The sequence below is a fragment of the Paenibacillus xylanexedens genome (assembly GCF_001908275.1).
In the GTDB taxonomy this organism is placed as follows: Bacteria; Bacillota; Bacilli; order Paenibacillales; family Paenibacillaceae; genus Paenibacillus; species Paenibacillus xylanexedens_A.
The window spans coordinates 4863442-4886676 of the sequence record NZ_CP018620.1 but is presented as its reverse complement, the minus strand read 5'-3'; the positions used below and the strand labels follow the sequence as shown (position 1 = coordinate 4886676).

General features: G+C 45.7%; 25 protein-coding genes and 1 riboswitch. Of the genes, 24 read left to right on the top strand and 1 reads right to left on the bottom strand.

All coding sequences use genetic code 11. The features are described 5' to 3' along the window. The first annotated feature begins 40 nt into the window (after positions 1-40). The 24 genes from BS614_RS21335 (at position 41) to BS614_RS21220 (ending at position 22548) form a co-directional block, all read left to right on the top strand. Positions 41-850, top strand: coding sequence for a TIGR01457 family HAD-type hydrolase (locus BS614_RS21335; RefSeq protein WP_074095490.1), 810 nt, complete (start codon positions 41-43; stop codon positions 848-850). Positions 851-856: 6 nt separating this feature from the next. After that, positions 857-1678 carry an Fpg/Nei family DNA glycosylase gene (locus BS614_RS21330; RefSeq protein WP_074095489.1) on the top strand — a complete coding sequence of 274 codons (822 nt, stop codon included), beginning with the start codon at positions 857-859 and terminating at the stop codon, positions 1676-1678. Further along, positions 1668-2516, top strand: coding sequence for a deoxyribonuclease IV (locus tag BS614_RS21325; protein ID WP_074095488.1), 849 nt, complete (start codon positions 1668-1670; stop codon positions 2514-2516). Before BS614_RS21330 ends, BS614_RS21325 begins: the two co-directional genes overlap by 11 nt. A gap of 19 nt (positions 2517-2535) precedes the next feature. Next, positions 2536-2874 (top strand): cyclic-phosphate processing receiver domain-containing protein, encoded by a 339-nt coding sequence (locus tag BS614_RS21320; RefSeq protein WP_074095487.1) that lies wholly within the window; start codon positions 2536-2538, stop codon positions 2872-2874. Continuing rightward, the gene (locus tag BS614_RS21315) at positions 2874-3191 is read left to right on the top strand and encodes a thioredoxin family protein (protein WP_074095486.1); all 318 of its coding nucleotides are present in this window, start codon (positions 2874-2876) and stop codon (positions 3189-3191) included. Before BS614_RS21320 ends, BS614_RS21315 begins: the two co-directional genes overlap by 1 nt. 2 nt (positions 3192-3193) lie before the next feature. Next, complete coding sequence (locus tag BS614_RS21310; protein WP_074096944.1) at positions 3194-3967, top strand: ABC transporter ATP-binding protein; 774 nt, start codon at positions 3194-3196, stop codon at positions 3965-3967. A gap of 6 nt (positions 3968-3973) precedes the next feature. Then, on the top strand, positions 3974-5023 hold the full coding sequence (locus BS614_RS21305; protein ID WP_074095485.1) for an SAM-dependent methyltransferase: 1050 nt from the start codon (positions 3974-3976) through the stop codon (positions 5021-5023). 227 nt (positions 5024-5250) lie between these two features. After that, positions 5251-6729 (top strand): serine/threonine protein kinase, encoded by a 1479-nt coding sequence (locus tag BS614_RS21300; protein WP_074095484.1) that lies wholly within the window; start codon positions 5251-5253, stop codon positions 6727-6729. A 24-nt stretch (positions 6730-6753) separates the two neighbouring features. Further along, positions 6754-7773 (top strand): SAF domain-containing protein, encoded by a 1020-nt coding sequence (locus tag BS614_RS21295; RefSeq protein WP_074095483.1) that lies wholly within the window; start codon positions 6754-6756, stop codon positions 7771-7773. A gap of 77 nt (positions 7774-7850) precedes the next feature. Next, positions 7851-8564, top strand: coding sequence for a hypothetical protein (locus tag BS614_RS21290; RefSeq protein WP_074095482.1), 714 nt, complete (start codon positions 7851-7853; stop codon positions 8562-8564). Beyond that, positions 8561-9391 carry a CpaE/TadZ family protein gene (locus BS614_RS21285; protein ID WP_074095481.1) on the top strand — a complete coding sequence of 277 codons (831 nt, stop codon included), beginning with the start codon at positions 8561-8563 and terminating at the stop codon, positions 9389-9391. Before BS614_RS21290 ends, BS614_RS21285 begins: the two co-directional genes overlap by 4 nt. A 7-nt stretch (positions 9392-9398) precedes the next feature. Further along, positions 9399-11225, top strand: coding sequence for an ATPase, T2SS/T4P/T4SS family (locus BS614_RS21280; protein ID WP_074095480.1), 1827 nt, complete (start codon positions 9399-9401; stop codon positions 11223-11225). Beyond that, on the top strand, positions 11215-13281 hold the full coding sequence (locus BS614_RS21275; RefSeq protein WP_074095479.1) for a hypothetical protein: 2067 nt from the start codon (positions 11215-11217) through the stop codon (positions 13279-13281). The genes BS614_RS21280 and BS614_RS21275 overlap by 11 nt, the downstream gene beginning before the upstream one ends. Before the next feature lie 62 nt (positions 13282-13343). Further along, positions 13344-13829: a hypothetical protein gene (locus BS614_RS21270; protein ID WP_062834890.1), complete on the top strand. Its 486-nt coding sequence runs from the start codon at positions 13344-13346 to the stop codon at positions 13827-13829. 16 nt (positions 13830-13845) lie between these two features. Then, entirely contained in the window at positions 13846-14244 is a 399-nt protein-coding gene (locus BS614_RS21265) for a hypothetical protein (RefSeq protein ID WP_074095478.1), read from the top strand. Continuing rightward, positions 14241-14792, top strand: a complete 552-nt coding sequence (locus tag BS614_RS21260) for a hypothetical protein (protein ID WP_074095477.1) — start codon at positions 14241-14243, stop codon at positions 14790-14792. The genes BS614_RS21265 and BS614_RS21260 overlap by 4 nt, the downstream gene beginning before the upstream one ends. After that, positions 14779-15762: a hypothetical protein gene (locus BS614_RS21255; protein WP_074095476.1), complete on the top strand. Its 984-nt coding sequence runs from the start codon at positions 14779-14781 to the stop codon at positions 15760-15762. The genes BS614_RS21260 and BS614_RS21255 overlap by 14 nt, the downstream gene beginning before the upstream one ends. Before the next feature lie 138 nt (positions 15763-15900). Then, positions 15901-17451, top strand: a complete 1551-nt coding sequence (locus tag BS614_RS21250) for an ABC-F family ATP-binding cassette domain-containing protein (protein ID WP_036613631.1) — start codon at positions 15901-15903, stop codon at positions 17449-17451. 75 nt (positions 17452-17526) lie between these two features. Then, positions 17527-17636, top strand: a riboswitch (TPP riboswitch). 225 nt (positions 17637-17861) lie between these two features. Next, on the top strand, positions 17862-18524 hold the full coding sequence (locus BS614_RS21245) for a thiamine phosphate synthase (RefSeq protein ID WP_074095475.1): 663 nt from the start codon (positions 17862-17864) through the stop codon (positions 18522-18524). Positions 18525-18541: 17 nt separating this feature from the next. After that, a complete protein-coding gene (thiO, locus tag BS614_RS21240; protein WP_074095474.1) occupies positions 18542-19708 on the top strand; it encodes a glycine oxidase ThiO in 1167 nt (388 codons plus the stop codon). After that, positions 19705-19908 (top strand): sulfur carrier protein ThiS, encoded by a 204-nt coding sequence (gene thiS, locus BS614_RS21235; protein ID WP_074095473.1) that lies wholly within the window; start codon positions 19705-19707, stop codon positions 19906-19908. The genes thiO and thiS overlap by 4 nt, the downstream gene beginning before the upstream one ends. A gap of 2 nt (positions 19909-19910) precedes the next feature. Beyond that, a complete protein-coding gene (locus tag BS614_RS21230; protein ID WP_074096943.1) occupies positions 19911-20678 on the top strand; it encodes a thiazole synthase in 768 nt (255 codons plus the stop codon). Further along, on the top strand, positions 20675-21724 hold the full coding sequence (locus BS614_RS21225) for a ThiF family adenylyltransferase (protein ID WP_074095472.1): 1050 nt from the start codon (positions 20675-20677) through the stop codon (positions 21722-21724). Before BS614_RS21230 ends, BS614_RS21225 begins: the two co-directional genes overlap by 4 nt. A gap of 119 nt (positions 21725-21843) precedes the next feature. Further along, complete coding sequence (locus tag BS614_RS21220; protein WP_074095471.1) at positions 21844-22548, top strand: response regulator transcription factor; 705 nt, start codon at positions 21844-21846, stop codon at positions 22546-22548. A gap of 110 nt (positions 22549-22658) precedes the next feature. Here the strand turns inward: BS614_RS21220 and BS614_RS21215 are convergent, their stop codons facing one another. Next, positions 22659-23159: a C40 family peptidase gene (locus BS614_RS21215; protein WP_074095470.1), complete on the bottom strand. Its 501-nt coding sequence runs from the start codon at positions 23157-23159 to the stop codon at positions 22659-22661. Between the last annotated feature and the right edge of the window lie 76 nt (positions 23160-23235).

Genomic DNA, 23235 nt, shown 5'->3' with positions numbered 1-23235 from the left:
ACATGAAACGTTAATGGAATGAAGAAAGGAAGTGCTGTGTGTGATTAAGGCCTATCTGATTGACTTGGATGGTACGCTCTATCATGGCAGACATCGTATCGAAGGAGCCGATCAGCTTATTCGAACACTGCAAGAGCTAGGAAAGCCGTATTTATTCGTAACAAATAATTCTTCCCGTACACCACAAGGTGTGGCAGATCATCTGAACGGGATGGGCATACCTGCCGACGCGTCTCAAGTATGTACTTCTGCTGTGGCGGCTGCTGAATATGTTGCTGAAGAGTCCCCGGGTGCAAAAGTGGCATGTATTGGAGAAGCAGGACTGCTGGAAGCCATAGAAGAAGCAGGACTACAGCTGACGGAAGATTTACCAGATTACGTGATACAGGGGATTGATCGTGAATTTTCCTATCATAAACTGACCAAGGCGCTAAGGTGGATTAATGCGGGATCAAAATTCATCATGACCAACCCGGATCTGCAGCTTCCTTCCGATGATGGACTGACACCTGGGGCGGGAACTATTGGAGCAGCAATTGAAGCAGCAACCGGAGTTCATCCTACCGTTATTGGCAAGCCATCGAGTGTTATAATGAAGTCAGCCATTAGCCGGCTAAACCTGGCGTCTCATGAAGTGGCAGTGATCGGAGATAATATGCGAACCGATATTGCAGCTGGAGTGGCAGCAGGGTGTGAGACGCTGTTGGTACTTACCGGTGTGACAACACGGGATAATATGGATGGACACATTCAAGCAGCGAAGGCTCGACCTGATCATGTGTTTGAAGATTTGCATAAATTGATGGAGTGGCTGTCGCAAGAGGCAGACCAAGCTTCCAAAAAGGGGTAATGTACGATGCCGGAACTGCCGGAAATGGAAAATTACCGGACCTTGCTGTCCGAGGAAATACTTGATCTACTGATTACAGGTGTTGTAATTAACCGCGATAAAACGATAAATACGGAGCCTGATCTGTTTATCAATGAACTTACAGGTAATCGCATCATATTTGTTGAGCGCCGAGCGAAGCATCTGATTTTCCACTTGGCTAATGGTAAACGCCTGGTGCTGCACCTCATGTTGGGTGGTATGATTTTCTGGGGCACGGAAGAAGAACGTCCTGATCGTTCCACGCAAGTGGAAATTCAGTTTGGCGATCACATTTTATTCTTTATCGGACTGCGCTTGGGTTATTTACATCTGCTTACTTCGAAAGAAACCGAAGAGGCGATGTCTGATCTTGGACCTGAACCTTTGGATCGACGGATGAATGTGGAACGTTTTGCTTCCCTGTTAAAAGGTCGCCGGGGTACGCTCAAGACAACATTGGTAAACCAACATATTATTGCGGGGATCGGCAATTGTTATTCGGATGAGATTGCCTTTGCTGCTGGTCTGAGACCAAGCTCCAAAACGCAGAACATCGCGAATTCACCTGAGCTGACGGAGCGTTTGTTCCATTCGATGCAGTCCGTGTTGCGTGAAGCAGCTTCTGAGGGCGGTTATATGGAAATGCCACTGATGCAAGGGGATACGAAGACAGGAAGTTTTGACGAGCAATGTCGCGTGTACGATCGGGAAGGCGAGACTTGTCCGCGCTGCGGGGGAACGATTGAACGAGTGGAAATTACGGGCAAGAAGGCATTCTTCTGTCCGAAATGCCAGCATGAAGCCTAAAACCGGAATCGGGGCACATGTCAGCACCAGAGGTGGATTTCTTCTGGCAGCCAAGAGAGCACATGCGATGGGGGCAACGGCGTTTCAGTATTTTCCGAAGAACCCGCGTAGTCTCAGCCTGAAAAGTCTGGACCTCAAGGATGCTGAGCAGTGCAGGGATTGGTGTGAACAGCAGGGACTTGCTTCGATAGCCCATTCACCCTATCCCACGAATCCGGCGTTGGGCATGACCCGTGGAGAGGCGGGGTTTCATGCTACAATAGCTTCTATTCGCAATGATCTTGAAATTTCGAATGCTTGCGGTTCTGTTGGGACGGTGGTCCATTTTGGACATATCAAAACAAACAATCCGCTGGAGGGTTATCAGAACCTCATTCATTGTCTGGATACCGCCTTGGAGAATTGGAATGGACATTCAAAGGTACTGATTGAAAATCAGGCAGGTGATCATGGCCCGATGGGCACGACAATGGAAGAAATGATACAGATTCGCAAATTAAGCCGATATCCGGAGCATATTGCTTTTTGTTTTGACACATGCCATGCTTTTGCTTCAGGTTTGTGGTCGTCAGGCAACGAAGCGGCGATGCTCGATAAGGGCAGGATGCTCGGATATTGGGATAATGTTGCTGCTGTCCATTTTAATGATTCCAAATATGCGTCTGGTTTGTGTAAGGATAGACATGCAAGGATCGGACAGGGATATATAGGAAATGAATCAATGAAAGCATTGTTAAAGGCGCCTGAGTTCCGAAATGCGGTTGTTGTGCTCGAGACAGAAACGGGCGAAGATGGAACGCACCGTGATGATATAGCGCTCATGCGTTCCTGGTTATAATGGGGAGAGGAGCGATTGTATGCATGTTTTTTTGGATGACTATCGGGCATGTCCGAAAGGATTTGTTCTGGCAACGAATGCTGAAGAGTGCCTGATGCTGCTAAGAGAAGGTGACGTGGACATTTTGTCTCTGGATTATGAGCTTGGTCCAGATTCGCCCAATGGCGGTGAGGTCGCGGCATCCATTGTACGAGAAGGTTTATTTCCGCGCGAGATCTATTTGCATACGTCCAGTATGTTTGGGAAACGCCAGATGTACGAGATGTTATATAGCAATAAACCGGATTCGGTAACCATTCATAATGGACCAATGACGGGTGAGGTCATGCTGCGTGTTGCCGCGGGAGATGAAAGTTAATGAAGCCAATTACATCCAAAATGTTAATGCGCAGTGTATGGGAAGGCATGCCACAGGCTGTATTTATATATACCCCTTTATGTGGGACATGTGCGGCAGCACGGCGTATGTTAGAGGTCGTTGAGCACATGCTGCCAGAAGGTATTTTATTCGAAATGAACATTCATGACATTCCTGAACTTGTACAACAATTTAAAATTTCAAGCGTTCCAGCAGTGATGCTCTTTGATGGCCAGTTAGATGTTCCAAAAATGGTTTATCGGATGAGCTCTGTGGAGCATTTGCTCTCGGAGATCCGGAAGGCGGTGCTGAAATGAGTATAATCTCGATGGAACATGTCTCACTTAGACGAGAAGAGAATCAAATCTTGGATAACGTGCATTTGCGCATTGAACAAGGCGAACATTGGGTTATTCTGGGCCGGAATGGTTCTGGCAAAACAACGTTACTGGAAATGATGAATGGATATATGTTTCCAAGCCAGGGGCGCATTGAAGTGCTCGGTAATCTGTATGGACAATGTGACGTCAGGGAAGTTCGTAAGGAAATCGGTTATATCAGCCAAACGTTAATTGAGAAACTCACGCCAAGAGATCCGGTATGGGAGGTCGTCGCTACAGGAGCTTATGCTTTTTTGCGTTTTTATCAGACAATTCCTGATGAAGTAAAAGCAAAGGCAATGAGTTTGCTGGATGACATGGGCTTTGCCAACTTGGCCAACAACCCGCTTGGAACGTTATCCCAAGGGGAGCGCAAAAAAGTCATGCTTGCTCGTTCATTAATGGCTGAGCCAAAATTGTTGATTATGGACGAGCCTTGTGCCGGACTAGACTTATATGAACGTGAGAAAATGCTGGCTGAGATTGATCGTCTGCGCCAGCGTAACATTACAGTTGTGTATGTAACACATCATGTTGAAGAGATCGTACCTTTATTTACACATGTGGCCTTGATCCGCGATGGACGTATTGCGGCAGCAGGCCCCAAACATGAAGTTTTGACACAAGATACAATTAAGCATACGTACGATGTTCCGGTCGATATCCAGTGGGATAATGGTCGTCCGTGGATACGCGTACGTTCTGGAGGGTAACACAATTTGAGTACACAATCGTCTTGGGAAGAAGGCAACTTCTCCCGTTTTATCTGCACGGCCAATCATGGCTTTGCCCCTTATGCTCAGGAAGAGTTGCGCCGTACGTTTGGTGCGGTGAAGAGCACGGTACTCGTACCAGGAGAAATATTGCTTGCGGGTCTGCCTGTAGCGGAGGAAGAAGTTGCAGATAAGCTGTGGGCAGAGTATCCAACGTTTTTACGTCATATTCAACCTGTTCAGTTTCAGGAGAATACTGAAGATTCGGAGCAGTCTATTGAGAAATTGATTGCATTTGTGTTGAATCATAAGGAACTGACCGGTACCCCTGTCGTGCTGCAGGTACGGAAGACAGAAGGGGCCTTTTGGCAAGAAAATGCAGCCTCATTGAAGCAATTGCTAACTGAAAAGCTGGATGAGCTAGGCTGTGAATGGGTTGTACGTGATGCTGAATATGTCATTTCCGTATTTGCTGCGAATGATATGTTGTATGCTGGCGTATCCAGACCTGAACAGAACCTGTCAGACTGGAGCGGGGGAGCCGTACGTTTTCAAAAAGAAGATGGGCAGATCTCGCGTGCTAAGTTCAAATTGCTTGAAGCCGAGCAAACGTTTGGCATTGACTTTACTTCATTTCATAAAGCACTTGATATCGGTGCAGCACCAGGTGGATGGACCTCGTTCCTGCTTGAACGTGGGCTTGAAGTAACGGCGGTAGATCCGGCGAAGATGGATGCAACGCTGCTGGCATCACCCAAACTGACTTTCTTGAAAAAGAATGCAGGGGATGTTCGTTTCCGCGAAGGAGAATTTGATCTGCTCGTATGTGATATGAGTTGGAGTCCGAAGCTGATGAGCCGACTTGTGTCGGATCTTCTATACAGCCTTCAGCCTGGGGGAACAGCGATTGTTACCGTGAAGTTATTGCATAAAAAACCGCTTGCACTCATTAAGGATGTGATCGATACGTTTGAGCGTTCGCGGATGCAGATTCAACGTTCCAAGCAGTTGTTCCATAACCGGGAAGAGATTACACTCTATATGGTCAAATATTAAGAGATCTAGCCTTGATTAAAGCTGTTAAAGGTATTATGAAATTGATTCGATTAAGCTCATTAAATTTTGTGCTTTACAATCTATTCCTGCCTGTACTATAATGATACCAATATTAACCATAACAAACCTGAGGGAAAGCATCCCGAAGTGAACGAAACCGGATATCCGGTCTGTTCTTCTTCGGTGAAGCTTTCCCTTTTTTGTTGTGTATTGAAGGAGGAATTGGTATGAGACATCCGGCCAGGCTGGAACGCGGAAGCCTGCTGGGAGGTAGATATCGTATCGTATCCATTCTGGGAACAGGCGGAATGAGCCATGTATACGAGGCGGAGGATCTGAAGTTGCCGGGCAAGATATGGGCAATTAAAGAAAGTGTAACGATTATGCCATATGAAGGCAGTATGGAGACGGAAGCCGCTCTTCTGACATCACTTCGCCATCCAAGATTGCCGCAAATTGTTGATTTTTTTGTCCCGGATGAAGACGGATACACATACTTGGTGATGGAATACATCGACGGGTTAACGCTCAGTGAGTATTTCAAACAGTGTCGTGGGAAGATCCCGATGGAGCAGTTGACGGAGCTTGTACTTCAATTGCTCGATGTGTTGAGTTATTTGCATAATCTGAATCCACCTGTTATCTATAGGGATCTGAAACCATCAAACATCATGATCACGCCGGAACATGAAGTAAGATTAATTGATTTTGGCATCGCCAGAAGTTACAAACCGCAAAGTGCTGAAGATACCGTTAAGTTGGGAACCGCTGGTTTTGCCGCTCCAGAACAGTATGGCGCGGGTCAGACCGATGCGCGTTCAGATCTATATGGGCTCGGAGCATTGCTCCTTTATCTTATGACAAGTGGTGCGTATACGGAATGGATTCAGGGTGTGGAAAGCTCTATCCGGAGTGATGTTCCGCGGACATACATCCCTGTGGCGAGAAGACTGTTAAGGTATAATGCCGAAGAGCGATTCCAATCTGCCGATGAGGTTCGGAAAGAACTGCTCCGCATACCCGGCGGAACAACGCCCGGTGGAGATACAACCATGACCTTGAATGGGGGAACAAGAGTTATTGCCCTGACTGGTGCTTCATCTGGTGTAGGGGTTACCCACACGGCTATAGCTATCAGTCATTATCTCGAAAGGCAAAACTTCAAAGTAGCTGTGATTGAAATGTCACCTCGCTCTCAATCCTTTGCAAGAATTCAACAAATCGCTCAAGCGGGTAAACCGGTGCCAGCAGGCAGACAGTTTGCAGTGGATGGTGTGCATTATTGGAAACAATCCGGGCGAGCGGATATTTTGTCCTTGCTTGGGGGGAGTTATCAGTTCATCGTGATGGATCTCGGTAGTGGTCAGGACCAGAACCGGCTGGAAGAATTCCTGCGTGCAGATCTGCCAATTGTTATAGGCTCAGGTGCCGAATGGAGACAAGCGGAGATTGGTGCTTTTGTTCGATCACATCATCGGTATCCACAAGAGAAATGGATATATTGTCTGCCCTTGGCAGCAAGTGAGGCTGTTCAGCGCATTCGTAAAGCTCTGGATACATCGAGTGTATATGGTCTGCCGTTACATATTGATCCTTTTGACAAGGACGCACAGATGGATAAAGTGTTTTCTCATATTTTAACGCATATGATGGCACAGCAGCCCAAGAAACGTTCATTCTTTTCAAGAAGGAAAGTACATGATTAGAAGATTACGAAAGGAGAGCCTCTTTTGTCTAAATTAAGAAAACAAAGCCGTCAACTGATCTATGCCGGACTTATCGGAGCAGGAGCTGTAGGGTTGGTGTTCGGAGGATATGTTATTTACAATGTCAAAACGATGGGGGATGTCAGGTCAGCCGTAGAAGCCCGGTATTTATCGGCATATGAGGAAAGGGAAGCTGAGTTAAAGCAACAATGGGATTCGGGCGCACAAGGATGGGTTACGATTCGGGATATTGAAGCAGGTGAACCGATATTACCGGAGGATCTGAAGCTCATTGCTGTTCCGGATGCACAAGCACCACGAAATCTCTGGTCCAGTACCAAGCAAATGGAAGGCCAAGTGGCCAAAATAGAGTTAAAAAAAGGAACAGCCATTACCACCGAGATGGTATATGAGGATACACCGGCTCCGCCCGATTTAAGAAATCGAGAGCTGCAAGTTGTATTACTGCCGTCCTCACTTGTTAAGGGAGATATTATTGATGTTCGTATCCAATTCCCTACCGGACAAGACTATGTTCTTTTATCGAAGAAGAAAGTGGAACGACTCAATGCAGCTACCTTATGGATTACGATGACGGAGGAAGAGATTCTGTCACTCTCAAGTGCAATTGTAGATGCCTATTTACATAAAGCTTCAATCTATGCCTTAACCTATGTAGAACCACAGTTTCAGACACCTGCAATCCCGACGTATCCTGCCAATTCAGAAGTGTTGAAACTGCTGGAGAGTGATCCGAATATTGTTCGACGAGCCGAACAGGAGTTATCCAGACAAGTGCGAAGTTCGCTTGAAAGTTCACTGGCCGCCTCCGTGACAGCACCATCAAAAGGAGTGGAACAGGATGTGGCCCAATCCTCAGTTACTTATAACAGTCGTCCATCTGCAAATAATCCGGTAACATCGGATGGAGTGATGTGGAATGATGGTTCAGGAAACGGGGCAGGAGCTAATTCTGGAAGCGTAAATGATCCTGCTGAAGCTTCACAAACAGAACAGCAGAGCTTGCTAACGGGTGGAGAGTAGAGATTAATCTAAGGTTTTCACATTAAGATAATTCAAATAACAAAGGTTTAAAGAAATAGAAGGGAGTTGTAACATCTATGTATACATGGATCTTTGCGGGTTTATGTGAGAAGAATGATCTGATGTTATATCTTTGCAAGATATTGGCTTCGACAGGCAACAAGGTCTTGCTCGTAGATGGAACCTTACAACAGAAGTATGGGTACGGTGTAGGTGACGGTCAGCAGTCTTTGCGAATTACGGAATTTGAAGGATTTGATATCGCTTGTCATTTTGTCACTTCGGCAGCTGTAGAGAATCATCTTGAAGTAAATGGAGAGCGATTGGACAGTTATGATTATGTGTTATATGACATGGAGACTTCACATTTTGCTTCACGTAATCTCTGGCTAACCGCTGATGTAAGAGTCTGGGTGAGTGATTATGAGCGTTACAATCTGGAACGTGGCAAGGGCTGGTTGAAGCGGTTGCTTGAAGAACAGTCATTGCCGGGTGAGCTGTCATTTCAGCGGCTCTTAATTAACGGGGTTGACTGCAAGCTTGAAGCTCGTTATCTGTGGGCGTATCTGGACGGCAGTCCGTTTGTGTGGACAGGAGAATCCTTAGTGCTTCCATGGGATGAGTTAACAGCGGCGGTTAAGCTTGAGAATGAGCATCATCGCCGAGTTCATCTTGGACCTTTGTCACGAAATTACAAAAAATCGTTGTGTCGCGTGGTCGAGCAGTTAACAGGTTGGGAAAGTGTTCGTAGTCGCCGTGCGATGAAAGAAGCAGAGAGGATGAGAGCATGAGCACCATTACCTTTTGGAGTCCTTTTGCAGGAACAGGTTGCACATCAAATACATTAATTAGTGCTTATGCGATGGCACTTCACTACAGAACAAGAGTGTTACTTGTTAATGCAGGCCTTGCCGGAACTGGCACAGAAGCTGCTCTACCATCCAAAGATACGGATTCAGCGGATTTTATGTTCTCCTTCGAAGAGGGTGGCTGGGATGCGATTGAACGGCTGCATTCGAGCGGCAGTCTGAATAAGCACAATCTCAGGGATTATACCAAGCCACTTCTGAAGGAAAGACTTGATTTCCTAACCGGAAGAATTGATGAGATGGAACGTTCCCCGCAGGAACATGGTGAGACAGTGAAAAAGCTGCTAAATGTAGCTAACGAGTATTATGATCTGGTTCTTCTGGATGCGGATCATGCTGGTGTTGATTCACAGCTCAAGCTGCAACAGGCGGACTATGTTGTCATTAATCTCGATCAAAATATGCGAAATCTGGAGTTGTTCTTTGAAGAGATCCTGCCAGAACGAATGAACAATAAGAATATACATGTCGTCATTAACAAATACGATTTGCATTCCCGTGCAACGCTTTCCAATATTCGGCGCCAGTTCAGATATAAAGGCACGATATCTGCGATACCGTACACAACCGGATACCTGGATGCAATGAATCGGCGAGATGTCGCTAGATACTTGCAGTTGGAAAGTTTGACTGAGGATAAGGATATTCGTAAAGGGAGTTTTGCTGCAAGCATGAGCGAACTCGCTCGCCTGATTATGGACGGTGCAGGTATGCGCACAGTTCTGAAGAGGCTGGAAAGGGGAGCCTGAACCTCCGATGCTCTGGAATACCATATGGATAAGTTTGATTTTGATTCTGTGCCTGACTTATATCTGGTTCAAGTATAGAACGTTTCTTCGTGAAAAGAATGCTCGTGTGCCTGAACAGGAATCATTCACGATTGACATGTTGATTGAGAAGGTGAAGAACTCACTTCATGAGCTTAGTCATAGTCAGCTCGCGGATGCGGGTCTGCATGAAGAAGAATATCGTCGAAGAATTAATCAGCGTGCCGAGATGAGAAAAGCGCTGAAGGGCTGTGTCTCAGGCAGTATCAGCGACAAAACGTATGTTAAAAATCTGATAGGGGATCTCCTGACCCGAAGCATAGGGCTGAACAAATCAAATGTAGATGAAGTTATTTTGTTTACAGAACCAGATTTGCTGACGATCCAGGACCGATTCGAGATTGTGTTTTATCTGTACCGACAGCAATTCGGTGTAGATGCACTCTCCCGTATGATTGATACCTACGATCTGGGAAGGCTGAGAATGGAAGAAGGTACGGACGATGGAGGAAGTTATTATATCTCTGAGGAGGATATTCAGTATGTGTTCGAGTGCGAATATCGAGAGCTTGGATTCAGAGAAAAGACGGATATTATCGTGCAACGTATCTACCAGCATTATAAAGGATTCTCGGTTGTTGATGAGATAAGGGACCAGCGTATTGACGGCGTTAGTGGTGGTGTTAGCGGTATGCTTGATGATGTTCATAATATGGGACTTCGAAAACCGGCTTCATGGAATGATTTGCTGGATCAAGGACTGGAGGATGATGCACATGAAGAACCGCTTAGCGGCATGGAAAGTGTCTGGATTTTCTATAAAGGTAAGTCCATTCATCTATCCTTTCTGTCATTCGGAAGCATCCGTGAACTGAAAAGGGTATGCCAGAATATATACAAATACAATTATCCCGGACAGTTGTCGGAAGCAAGTGGATACAAGGTGAACGAGATGAAAGACGGCTCCCGTGTCGTTGTTGTTCGTCCTCCTTTTGCAGAATCATGGGCGTTCTTCGTCCGGAAGTTCGATATTCCGAATGCTTCACTTGAACAGTTGATTACGGGTAACAACGCAGATCTGCCAATAACACTGCTTCAATACCTGATGAAAGGAAGCCGGATCACAGCTGTAACCGGGGCACAAGGTTCTGGTAAAACAACGTTGCTTATGGCTATGGTCAAACACATCTATGCATCGTACACCCTTCGGGTACAGGAGATGGCGTTTGAACTTCAATTAAGACGGATCTATAGCCGACGTAATATTTTGAGTTTCCGAGAGACTGAACACATTTCAGGTCAACAAGGGCTTGATTTGCAGAAAAAAACGGATGGTACCGTCAATATTCTCGGTGAGGTTGCGAGTGATGAGGTGGCCGCATGGATGATTCAAATGTCTCAGGTTGCCAGTCTGTTCACCCTGTTTACCCACCATGCTAAAACGTTTCGTGATCTGGTCTTCTCCCTCCGAAATTCCTTGCTCAAGACAGGTATGTTCCAGCATGAGCATATTGCTGAGGAGCAGGTTGTGAGTGTAATCAACTTCGATGTCCATATGAAGAAAGATGCTGAGGGACGAAGATATATCGAACGAATTACGGAATGTCTTCCTCGTGCGAATCAAGGTGATAGCGTGGAAGAGAGGGCAGGTTTTACATTTCATAATGTTGTGGAGTACAGAGATGGAGTGTATGTTGCAACAGCTCCAATCTCCTCTGGAAGCATGATAGATATGCGAGAACAGATGACATTACAGGATGCTGAGAGATTTGAACAGTTTATGAAGCAACACTGGGGTGATCAGCATGACAATTAAATGGTTTTTGCTCCTCGTATTAAGTATTTGTGCAGGAGGTTTGCTGATCACACTTCTGGTTTTAAGTATGTTACGTCACAGAGGAGGTGGTTCAACAAGTCAATCCGGCGTGATTTTTGCTCCTAGCGGGAAGGGATTCAAGGGACTGGGATCAATTTTGTTGCAGTTCTACCGTCTTGGAATGAAAGTGCCACTGCTATCAGCTTATATTCTACAGGTGCAGAAACGTATTTCATTCCGCCATGTTGGGGATGAACCTTCACTTCGCAGACTAACGATGATAGTGGTTCTGATTATTCTTGGAGGTTATGGAGGCATTAGTGTCATTCTGTTTTTTCTGCAGCCCGGTATCGCTTTTGTAATACTATCCATTCTCTGTGCTGTGGTGTTAAACAGTCTGGTATTGGATATGTGCCTCAGTCGTATGGAGAAAAGGTTGCTGGTTCAGATGTTGGATCTCTTTGCGGATGTACGGCATAGGTATCATCAACATGGCATGGTTGAGGAAGCGCTCTATGAAGCTGCTGAAGCAGGTACAGGAGAAGCAGCAGAACAAGTAAGACTGATCTACGAAGCTCTAACTTCTCCAGATCCGAATGAAGCACTTGAGCGTTATTATGAGGTGGCTCCCAACCGTTTTCTCAAAGGATTCGCCGGCGTTTCCTATATGGTCATGGAGTTCGGGGATAAGGACAGGGCACAAGGTTCTATTTATCTCAAAGGACTTGGTAACCTAACTCAGGAGATTCATTTGGAGATTTTGCGGCGTGATAAATTGGATTACCTGCTCAAAGGGCTTAATATTATCGCTCTTGCTCCGGTATTGTTCACCGCTCCAATCGAACGTTGGGCCAGAGTCAGTTTCCCAACGATGGATGAATTTTATCGCAGCAAAATCGGTTTTGTTACCAAAATATCGATCTATGTCATCATTATCCTTGCCTATTTGCTTCTGCAAAGGCTCCAGCAATACGATGAGACCCGTTACCGGTCAGGGCATAAGCATTCATGGTTGGATCAGTTTCTTTACAGGCAGACCTTCATACGGAAATTGGCGATGTTGTTTGCAGCGAAACCTGGCAGTGCACAGTACAGTCAAACGATACGGCTCATGAGGGAGAGCAGCTCGGAGTTGAAATACGAATGGCTTGCCATTCGACGAGTGATGTTATTCGCAGGTTGTTTGGTCCTTACAATGGGTTGCATCTTGCTGTTGCATCAGGTTGAACGTAACCACATCTTGTATGATCCAATTCGCGATGATCGAATGTTTGGTGCAATGGCTGAAGCGGATCTCAGGAAAGCTGAGGAAAAAACAGCGTTGGATCAATCCGTGCTGAAAAGTGTAGAAATGAACCGAGGAGCTACATACGAAGAAGTCGCCAACGCATTACAGCAGTTATCTCCCGTTCAGATGGACCTTGATACCCAGAATGAGACCATCACGCGCATTATGCAGAAACTTGAGGTGTATAACAAGCAATATGTACGTTGGTGGGAAATGATTATAGCCATTCTTATGGGTGGAGCTGGGTACTACATGCCCGTATGGCTCATGTTATTTCAGCGGAAAATGCGAAGGTTGGATATGCGACATGAAATCTATCAATTCCAGACAGTGATATCCATTCTGCGTGAGATGGACCGGATGTCAGTCGAGGAGATATTGGAGTGGCTTAATCGATTTGCCGTCATTTTCAAACGCCCGCTGCAAAAATGTTTGTTGCATTTTGAACATGGACCAGAGCTTGCACTTGAACAATTAAAGGAAGAGGCGGGTTTGCCCGAGTTCCAGCGACTGGTTGATAAATTACAGCTTGCCCTTGGCAAAATCTCAATACGTGAAGCCTTCGATGATCTCGAGAGCATGATGGAATTTTATTTTGAACAACGCAAGCAGGAGTACAGCAAAATGATTGATGTCAAAGCATCATGGGGCAGAACCATCGGATTTACACCTATGTACGCCCTTATCTTTCTGTATCTGGTCATTCCATTGGTTGGTATGAGCTTCTTGCAGATGAACATTTATTATGAGCAAATTCAGAAACTGTAGCACAATTTATCTGTGTGACAGCCTGAAATAGTTTAATAACTTATAACTTGGGAGGATTTATCATGAACAATGCATCAAGCGCTTTAAAGGTGGCAGCAGGGATATTTTTAACAATCGCTTTGATCACAATTGTAGTTCTGTTGTTTATTTCGGCTCAGGAGGCAACCAAGACGGCCCAGAACAATTTTGCTGATATCCAAACCGAGTTGTCCCAAGCCGCATTTACGGTGTATGACGGAACAACCATCAGTGGATCACAGGTAACGAATGCGCTGCGTAAATACGCGGACAAAGATCAGTTCGGTATTCAAGTTATTACAGGTAAAAATAAAGCGGGTCAATGGTATGGCAATCAATTGAACATTTCACAGGATCTCAATAATGCCGACTACGGCTCGGTTATTGCTCCTGACGATAAAGTGGGGATTATTAACCAGACCATGAGTGAAAAAGACAATCAATATGTCAATCCCAGTGGTAAATTCAAAGCCATTATCGTAAAAGACCGTTCCAACGTGGTAAGAGGGCTGATCTTCCAGCAATCCTGACAGGAGTTGGTTTAACATGTCCCGGAATACCCAGCATCTCATGTTGTTTTGTACGGCGGTTGTCCTTTTTGTGACAGCCTGCCTGTACGGGCAACAGAATGTTAAGATCTTGTCAGCGGCCTTGACCGACAGAGTACAGACAACAGCAGGCATGGAAGGTCGGCTGACAACAACACTGCGTACCACTAATCCGTATCAGTATAATGGTGCCGAAGTGTTGCATACCGTGAGACAGATGACAGGCACAGGCATTCCTGTGGAGGTAGATGGAACTTCGTATGTGATCGATCCACTTGTCAGCAAAACAGCGACGATTCCTGTCCAGCTCGATGCCACCTACAGACCAGAGTTTATACGAAATGAAACTGGAGAACTGCTCAAGATTGCTTTTAGGAAGGGGGCCAGTGTGAATTGATTAATGCCGCATCCAAGCTGCTTGCCGTATTGCTCGCAGTCCTTCTGCTCTATGTGTACCCAGCTGCTGAAACAGCCGATCGGCAGGATGATATAGCACGTATGACGGCTGTTCAGAATGTTACACGTTTTGTTGATGCTGTCCGAACGAAAGGGTATATTTCACCTCGAATGTTGGCTGAGTTTGAGGAGCAACTGGCCCAGACGGGCAATGTGTATGAGTTGTCGATGGAACATTTACATAAGAAATATGTACCTCACTATACAGACCCGATGGACAATAACAGTTTTACCGGGACTTACGAGGTTGTACAGGATGGATATTACTCAGCTCAGATTCGCGAAAGATTATTCCCATCCTCAGGTGTGATACCGGTTGATGATCCTGGCCGAAGATATACGTTGACAACAGGGGATTTTTTCACCGTGACGCTCCAAAATACCAATCGTACACCTTCCATGCTCATTCGTGAATGGTTGAGTGGTACGGCTCAGGCTTCAGCAGTATTTGTAACATACGGAGGTATGGTCCTCAATGAAGATTACTGAGCTATCCATTGTATTCGTGATGATCTTCTTCCCGCTCTTCTGGATCATCTCACTCCATACCCAAGATGCCGAAGAGGCTCAATATCTTGGCCAACGATACAGATCTGCACTTCAAACTGCAGTCATGGATGCAGGTGCAGTGATGCATCAGAATGAGAAACAAAATGATGAAGCAGGTTATGATTCAACCAAGTTTGTTAGAGCGGACAAGGAGCTTGCCTTGTTGACATTTACGCAGACGATGGCTTTGAATATGGGGATTCAGGATGATCCCGCAGCTATTCGAAACATGTTTAATTACATTCCTGCCGTGGTTATTCTGGATTATGATGGCTATTATATGTTGTCCACAGAAACAGAGATGACAGGTAACCGTGAAGATTCTTTCAGGCAAGTGTGGAGCCCCAAGAAACCTTATACATATTCAGATTCTAATGGTAACAGTATTAACTTTACACTGGACGACTACGTATATGCCTATGACGCAAACGCAGGGAAATGGATTGAAGGATTTCAAAAAGAACTGGCTTCAAGCACACAGATTCCTTTACTTCAGAATACCAGCGTATTTGAGCAAGTTAGACAAAGCCGGATTGTGACTACTGTGCAGGATGATCTGGCTGATGTGATTAACCGCCATAATGAGTTTGCCAGAAAGAACGGTATTTCCTATACGTTTACGATGCCCCTGATTGCGCAGGAAGATTGGTACAACTCCATTAACGATACAGGGATTATGGCCTTTATCCAAGGTATAGGTGTGGGTGACCAAAAGATCAACAATTATGCGATCGGTGGAGGCAGACTTGTGAAGAAAACGGCCATCGTAGGTGGGGTAGATCCTTTAACGGGTATCAAGTACTACTATCCCTCCACATGTGGTAATGGTTACCGTGCTGAAGAGGTGTTTACAGACGCAAGAGAAGCAGCTGCACAAGGCTATTTCGAATATAAATGCTCTAATCGTTAGGGTAGCCTGTATGACAAAATCATGTAAGAGGTTCCTGAACTGTTTACATTACTTTCAGAAAAGACGGGACCTGTGCTAGAATAGGGTTTCGGAACAATAATAAAAGTAATGTCTAATAGATAGGAGCAACCTCATCTTATGAGTTTATTGTCAGTAGAGAACGTAAGTCACAATTTTGGAGATCGCACGTTATTTAAGAATGTATCGTTTCGTTTACTTGCCGGAGAGCGCGTAGGACTTGTTGGTGCCAATGGTGTGGGTAAATCCACATTAATGAACATCCTTACCGGTAAATTGCTTAAAGATAGTGGAAAAGTGGAATGGACACCTAAGGTCCGTTATGGATATCTGGATCAGCACACGAAGCTTACGCCAGGCAAAACCATACGTGACGTGCTTAAAGATGCATTCCTTCCGTTGCTTGAATTGGAAAAAGAAATGATGAATATTACGGACCAGATGGCAGATGCAGATCCAGATAAGCTGGAGCAGTTGCTGGAAGAGATGGGCGATATTCAGGAACAACTGGAGCAGGGCGATTTTTATCTGATTGACGTAAAAGTCGAAGAGATGGCCAATGGTCTTGGTTTGTCCGCAATTGGTCTTGATCGGGATGTCGCAGCTCTAAGTGGTGGACAACGTACCAAGGTGCTTCTTGCCAAGCTTCTGCTCGAGAAACCTACAGCTCTTTTGCTGGATGAGCCGACCAACTATCTGGATGTAGAGCACATTGAATGGTTGTCACGTTACCTGAAGGACTACCCGCACGCGTTCCTCTTAATCTCCCATGACACGGAATTCATGAATGAAGTCGTAAATGTCATTTATCATTTGGAATTTGCCAAATTAACGCGATATGCAGCGAACTATAACAAGTTCCTTGAGATGGCTGATATGAATAAAGCCCAGCATATTGATGCGTACGAGAAACAGCAAGAGTACATCAAGAAACAGGAAGATTTCATTCAGCGTAACAAGGCACGTGCTTCAACTTCTGGTCGAGCGAAGAGCCGGGAGAAGCAACTGGACAGAATTGAACGTATTGATCGTCCAGATGAAGCGGCCAAACCAACGTTCAAATTCAAGGATGCCCGCGCGAGCAGCAAAACGGTCTTTGAGGGCATTGATTTTGAAATTGGATATACGTATCCTTTGCTGCCCAAAATGACAATGACAATTGAACGTGGTGAGAAAATTGCCATCGTAGGTTGTAATGGTGTGGGTAAATCGACGCTGTTAAAAACCATCCTGGGAAAAATATCTCCACTTAGTGGAAAGACTTTCTTGGGAGATTATCTGGAAACGGCCTATTTTGAGCAGGAAGTTCGTGCTGGGAATATCACGCCGATTGAGGATGTCTGGAATGAGTTTTCACATCTGACCCAAAATGAAGTCCGGGGTCATCTCGCTCGCTGTGGGTTGAAAAATGAGCATATTACCCGTCCGCTTAACATGCTGAGTGGTGGAGAACAAGCCAAGGTTCGGTTATGCAAACTCTTGATGCGTGAAAGTAACTGGATTCTATTCGATGAGCCGACGAACCATTTGGATGTCACAGCTAAAGCTGAGTTACAGCGTGCCTTGCAAGAATTCAAGGGAACGGTGTTGCTGGTATCTCATGAACCTGATTTCTACGAGGGTTGGGTTACCAAAACATGGAATGTTGAAGAATGGTCTGAGAAAAACTAGACAATTCAAGCAACGCTTAATAGAAATGAACGGTGACAAAAAAATCCTTCTATGGTAACATAGGCTACAACTTCATATGAACACTAGGGGGGCCGCACGATGTGGCTGAGATGGAAGAATGCGATTCCGGACCCTTTGCACCTGATCTGGATCATACCAGCGTAGGGAAGTGGCGAGCGCGTTTCAGTGAATGATGTGAGCAAACGGCAATTCGAAAGAATTCAACCGTCTTGCTTAGTAAATTGAAACATGCAGTTGCGTGTATAAGGTTATGGCTATAAGGTCTATAGCTTTATTGCACGAAATGAACTGTATGTATCAGTCAGTCATCTGGTCCTATAATTAATACGCAGCCACTCCCCTACGGGAGTGGCTTTTTTTGTTTTCATAGCATTCACGCCTGGAAGGAGATGAACAGTACGGTATTTTCTCATGAACATGTACACGGATCATTTGAACTGCATGTTGTATCTACGGGTGCAGGGGATCAAGCATCTTTTGTAAAAGCTGCAAAGGACGTTTGGCCATGGGTGGACTATATTCACATACGAGAAAAACAACTCACATGGCAAGACAAGATCGGTTGGGCTGAAAGTCTGCGTGGTATTGGCGTTCCATCTTGTCGTATCGTTATCAATGGTTCAGAGCTACCTTCACAGAATGATATCTATGGCGGTGTACATTGGGGGCAAGATGCAATACGTAACTACAACCCTGCTGTTATAAGCAATGTGCAGCGACTTCGTCTGGGTGTATCTGTTCATTCAATCGATGAGGCAAAAATCGCTGAAGAACGGGGAGCCGATTACCTATTCTTCGGGCATGTCTACGCAACCAACAGTAAGCCGGATCTTGAACCAAGAGGATTATATGCTCTGGCTGAAGTGTGCTCTGGTGTCTCCATTCCTGTCATGGCGATTGGGGGCATCGAACCGGGAAACATTCACGCTATTCGCTTTGCAGGCGCACAGGGAGTCGCTGTGATCTCGAATGTATGGGCGAGCGATTCCCCGGATCGGGCGGCTGCATTATTAAGGCAGGCTATCGTTGCTACAGAAAGTCTGAGTCGCTGAATCAAGGAGATGAGAGGATGAAAAAGATCATTACTGATAGACCGGATAAGATTCATGCAGAAACGATTATTGTAGGTGGAGGCGTTGTTGGTTGTGCCATTGCGTATGAGCTTGCTTTCCGTGGACAGGATGTGCTGTTACTGGAGCGTTCGGCGATTGCAGGAGGCACTTCTTGCGCGGCGGCTGGAATGCTGGCGGCAGATAGTGAGGATTTTGCTCATCCTTTGATGGCTAAGCTCGCTAGGCAGAGTAGACATTTACTTATTGAGCAACAGGTGCTAATGGCTTCACTCAGTGAGGTAGAGACTGGCCTGCAACGCCAGGGATTCCTAACTCCTTTTCGTTCATACAGTGAATTAAGTAGTTATAAGGACAATCGGAAGTCTGCGTTGTCTGCTGATGAGGTGTGGTGGGACCGTTCCGTTGTGCAACAGGAGGCATCATGGCTTAACAGAGATACGTATGGAGCCTACTACAGACCTTACGAGAGTGAGATTCTTCCAGTCCATCTAACGAAGGCATATGCTGAATCCGCTCAAGCATTGGGAGCACGGGTTATGGAGGACATACAGGATATACGTCTGCAAGCAAACGAACACGGCGTGCAGGGGATCACCACATCGATCGGTGAGATGAAATGCAAACATGTCATTATAGCGGCTGGATTACAGAGTGAAGAGTTGATGAGACATGTGAATCTGAGCTTGCCTGTGTGGTCGGTAAAAGGTGAAATAGCCGCCGTTCAGTTCTCAGATGAACATGCAGGGTACAGACCTGACAGAACGGTGTATGCAGAGGATATCTATATTGTTCCCAAAGCCAATGGAGAGGTTTGGCTCGGGGCAACCAGTCTGCCAGGCAGAACGGATTTGAACGTTTCTGTACAGGGTGTTCAGAAGCTATTAACAGCGGCTACCCACTGGGTGCCTGGGATGAAAGAGGCACAATTTTTGCGGGCGTGGGCAGGCGTAAGGCCGGCAACTCCGGATGGTCTGCCTTATATAGGTGCTTGCGAAAGTGTTCCCGGGCTGTTTGCCGCCTTTGGACATTACCGTAACGGTATTTTGCTCAGTGCGATAACAGGCAGACTAATCGCTGAATTGCTCGCGGGCAAAAGCTCAGAAGAGCTCGGAATTGAGGCACTGAGCCCTGAGCGATTGAACAGAAAGGGAGTGGTGCAGTGAATATCATCGTTAATGGTCAACGGATGGAGATTGAAGACAGATTGAATCGTGTGGATAAACTGCTTCAATCTTTTGATCTGCAAGTCAAGACTGTAGTTGTAGAGCTGAATAAGCATATTTTAACCCGCGAGTATCATGAAACGACAGTATTAAGAGAAGGCGATCGAATTGAGATTGTACATTTTGTAGGAGGCGGTTGATGATGTTGAACATTGGTAAATATACGTTTGAGTCCAGATTGTTGCTCGGAACAGGCAAGTTTTCGGATCTGGAAGTGCAAACTCAGGCTGTGGAAGCATCTGAAACGGAAGTTTTGACCTTTGCTGTTCGTCGTCTGAATTTGGAGGAACGTAATCAGAAGCACTTCCTGGATACGTTGGATCTGGATAAATACACACTTCTTCCGAATACGGCAGGGGCTTCCACTGCGGAAGAGGCGGTGCGGATTGCCGAGCTTGCGCGGGCTTCAGGACTTTGTGATATGATAAAAGTCGAAGTCATCGGAGATGGAATCACGTTACTCCCAGATCCGATTGAAACGTACAAGGCTTGCGAAATTTTGCTTGAAAAGGGCTTCACGGTATTGCCTTATATTTCGGATGATGTCATTCTGGCCAAAAGGCTACAATTGCTTGGTGTACATGCTGTAATGCCTGGCGCTTCTCCCATCGGAGCGGGCAGAGGCATCATCAATCCCTATAACCTTGAGATCATCATTGAGCAGGCCGTTGTACCTGTAATTGTGGATGCAGGATTGCGCTCCCCAAAAGATGCTGCTTATGCGATGGAACTTGGTGCCGATGGCGTATTGTTAAATACAGCCGTATCCGGATCCGGGGATCCAGTGAGCATGGCTAAAGCGATGCGATTGGGGGTAGAAGCGGGTAGATTGGCATATGAGGCAGGCATGATTCCCGTAAAGCGTTATGCAGCAGCCAGTAGTCCGGTGGAAGGAATGGTTCATACATGACAGATCAAATAACATCTTCCGAGCAGGCTGATCGTTATTCCAGACAGGAACGGTACGCGCCACTTGGCAAGGAAGGCCAGGCCAGATTAAAGGGCAGCAGAGTTTTAATTGTAGGCGCTGGCGCACTCGGAACAGGAATTGCAGAAACGTTAGTTCGTTCAGGAGTCGGACACTTAACGATTGTGGATCGTGATTATGTGGAGTGGAGTAACCTGCAGCGGCAGCAATTATATGTAGAACAGGACGCGCTTGAGCGGATACCGAAGGCAATGGCGGCGGAAAAACGTTTATCTGCCATTAATTCCACGGTCTATGTGGAAGGGAAAGTGTTGGACGTCAGAGTAGATGAGTTGGAAGAACTCGTTCAGCATACAGACTTGATCATGGATGCAACGGATAACTTTGATACCCGACTACTCATTAACGATATGGCACAGAAACACCGTATTCCCTGGATTTATGGTGGATGCGTAGGTAGTTACGGCATCACCTATACGTTTATGCCCGGAGATACGCCATGTTTAAATTGTTTGCTGGGTGAAGTCCCTCTGGGTGGAGATACCTGTGATACGTCTGGCATCATACCTCAAGCGGTACAGATGGTAACGGCGAATCAGACAGCAGAAGCGATGAAGTTACTTAGTGGCAATGCCAATGCATTGAGATGTAAGTTATTGTCATTTGACGTGTGGAGGAATGAATACATATCCATCAATGTGGATGGTGCGAAAAAGCAAGACTGTCCTTCCTGCGGTACTTCGGCAACGTATCCATATCTTTCTGCATCCAATCTGGAGAAAACCGATGTGTTGTGTGGCAGGGACACCGTTCAGATCCGACCTGCACGGCGCATGAATCTGGATCTTCAACATACAGCAGATCGCCTGAACAGGCTTCAAGAAGGAAAAGTGGAATCCAATCCGTTTCTGGTTTCTTTTACAACAGGAGTCCATAGAATGGTCATTTTCCAGGATGGACGTGTCCTCGTACACGGAACAAAAGACACAGCTGAAGCACGTACGCTCGTCCATCGTTACTTTGGTTAAAGCAAGAAAGAAGCAAAGTCTGTTCCCTTGAGGGAATGGACTTTTTCATTTTACGGCATGCTAACTGTACCAACCATTGCTGCGAGCAGCGGGGATAGAGACAGGCCGGGTGAAAAACAGTGAAAACAGCCATTTTGCTGATTGGAGCAGGAGAACAGGTCAGCCTTATTCAGGACTTATTATGTAGCGAAGGGTATGAGGTGCAACAAATGGAGTGGTCTGAACTAAACCAATCCGTAGAGCCTTCGTTACTGCATATTAACCTGATCATCCTGGTAGACCGGGAAGAGGGGACGAAACATTGTGGCCAGGATCAGAAATTAGAATTAAAACGATGGTTAGATAAAGGTCAGGTTATACCTCTACTGGTTATTACTTCAAATGCATCTCCTCAGTTCATCGTGGAATGGCTGGATTATGGAGCTAATGACGTGATGGAGGAACCTATCCACATGACCGTGATGCTTGCCAGAATACGAAATTTATTGCGTGTTTTTGCGAATGCAACACCAGAGGGTGAGGAAGTAATTGTAGTTCATGATCTTAAAGTGAATTTGCGCTCAAGAAGGGTAAGTCGTGCGGGTGAATACCTGACATTAACACCAAAAGAGTACGAATTGCTGGAATTTCTGGCCCTGCATGTGAATGAAGCATGTACCCGGAGTGATATTTTGCGGGAAGTATGGGGATATGAGTATGCGATGGATACCAACGTTGTGGATGTGTATATCAAACATCTGAGGGTAAAGGTGGATAAGGGAAGAAGTGTGAAACTGATTCATACTGTGCGTGGGATCGGTTATATGCTTCATGATAAAAATTAGATTTTCACCGCATTCCATGAATCACCAGTTTAGAGTGTGGCAAAAAGAGGGTGAAAAATAAAAGACCGGATAGTAACCTCCGGTCCTTACTGATTAGCTATGATGTGATTCTAAAGCACACGACGAGCTTTAACATACGTTCTCTTCCAAGTACCAGAGTCCAGATCAGAGAGGGTTACGCCTGGAGATCCGTACGTATGCAGAATCTTACCATTTCCCGCATAAACGCCTACGTGAGTGACATTGGAACCGGTAGAACGACTACCACTGGAGAAGAATACCAGATCTCCGACACGCAGATTAGCTTTGGACACAGCTGTGCCTTCTTTGGATTGGCTCACGGAAGTGCGCGGCAAGTCTACACCATACTTTTTGAAAATATATTTCATAAAAGAAGAGCAGTCAAAAACTTTGGTTGTTGAGGTTGAAGCACCAAATTTATATGGAGTTCCAGTGAATTGTTTACCATAGTTAACAATCTGTTGACCTGTGGATACAGAAGCAGTTGCTGCCTGTGCAACAGGTGCGTTAGTCATTAATACAGCTCCAAAACCTAGTGTAGCGCACAACCCGACGGTTACGGCCTTTTGGACAAAGATGTTTTTTTTCATGTTAGTTAGTACCTCCAAAATTCGTTTTCGTTAAGTTGCTAGAGCGAGTATAACAGCTTTGTAACAGCCTAGAAAT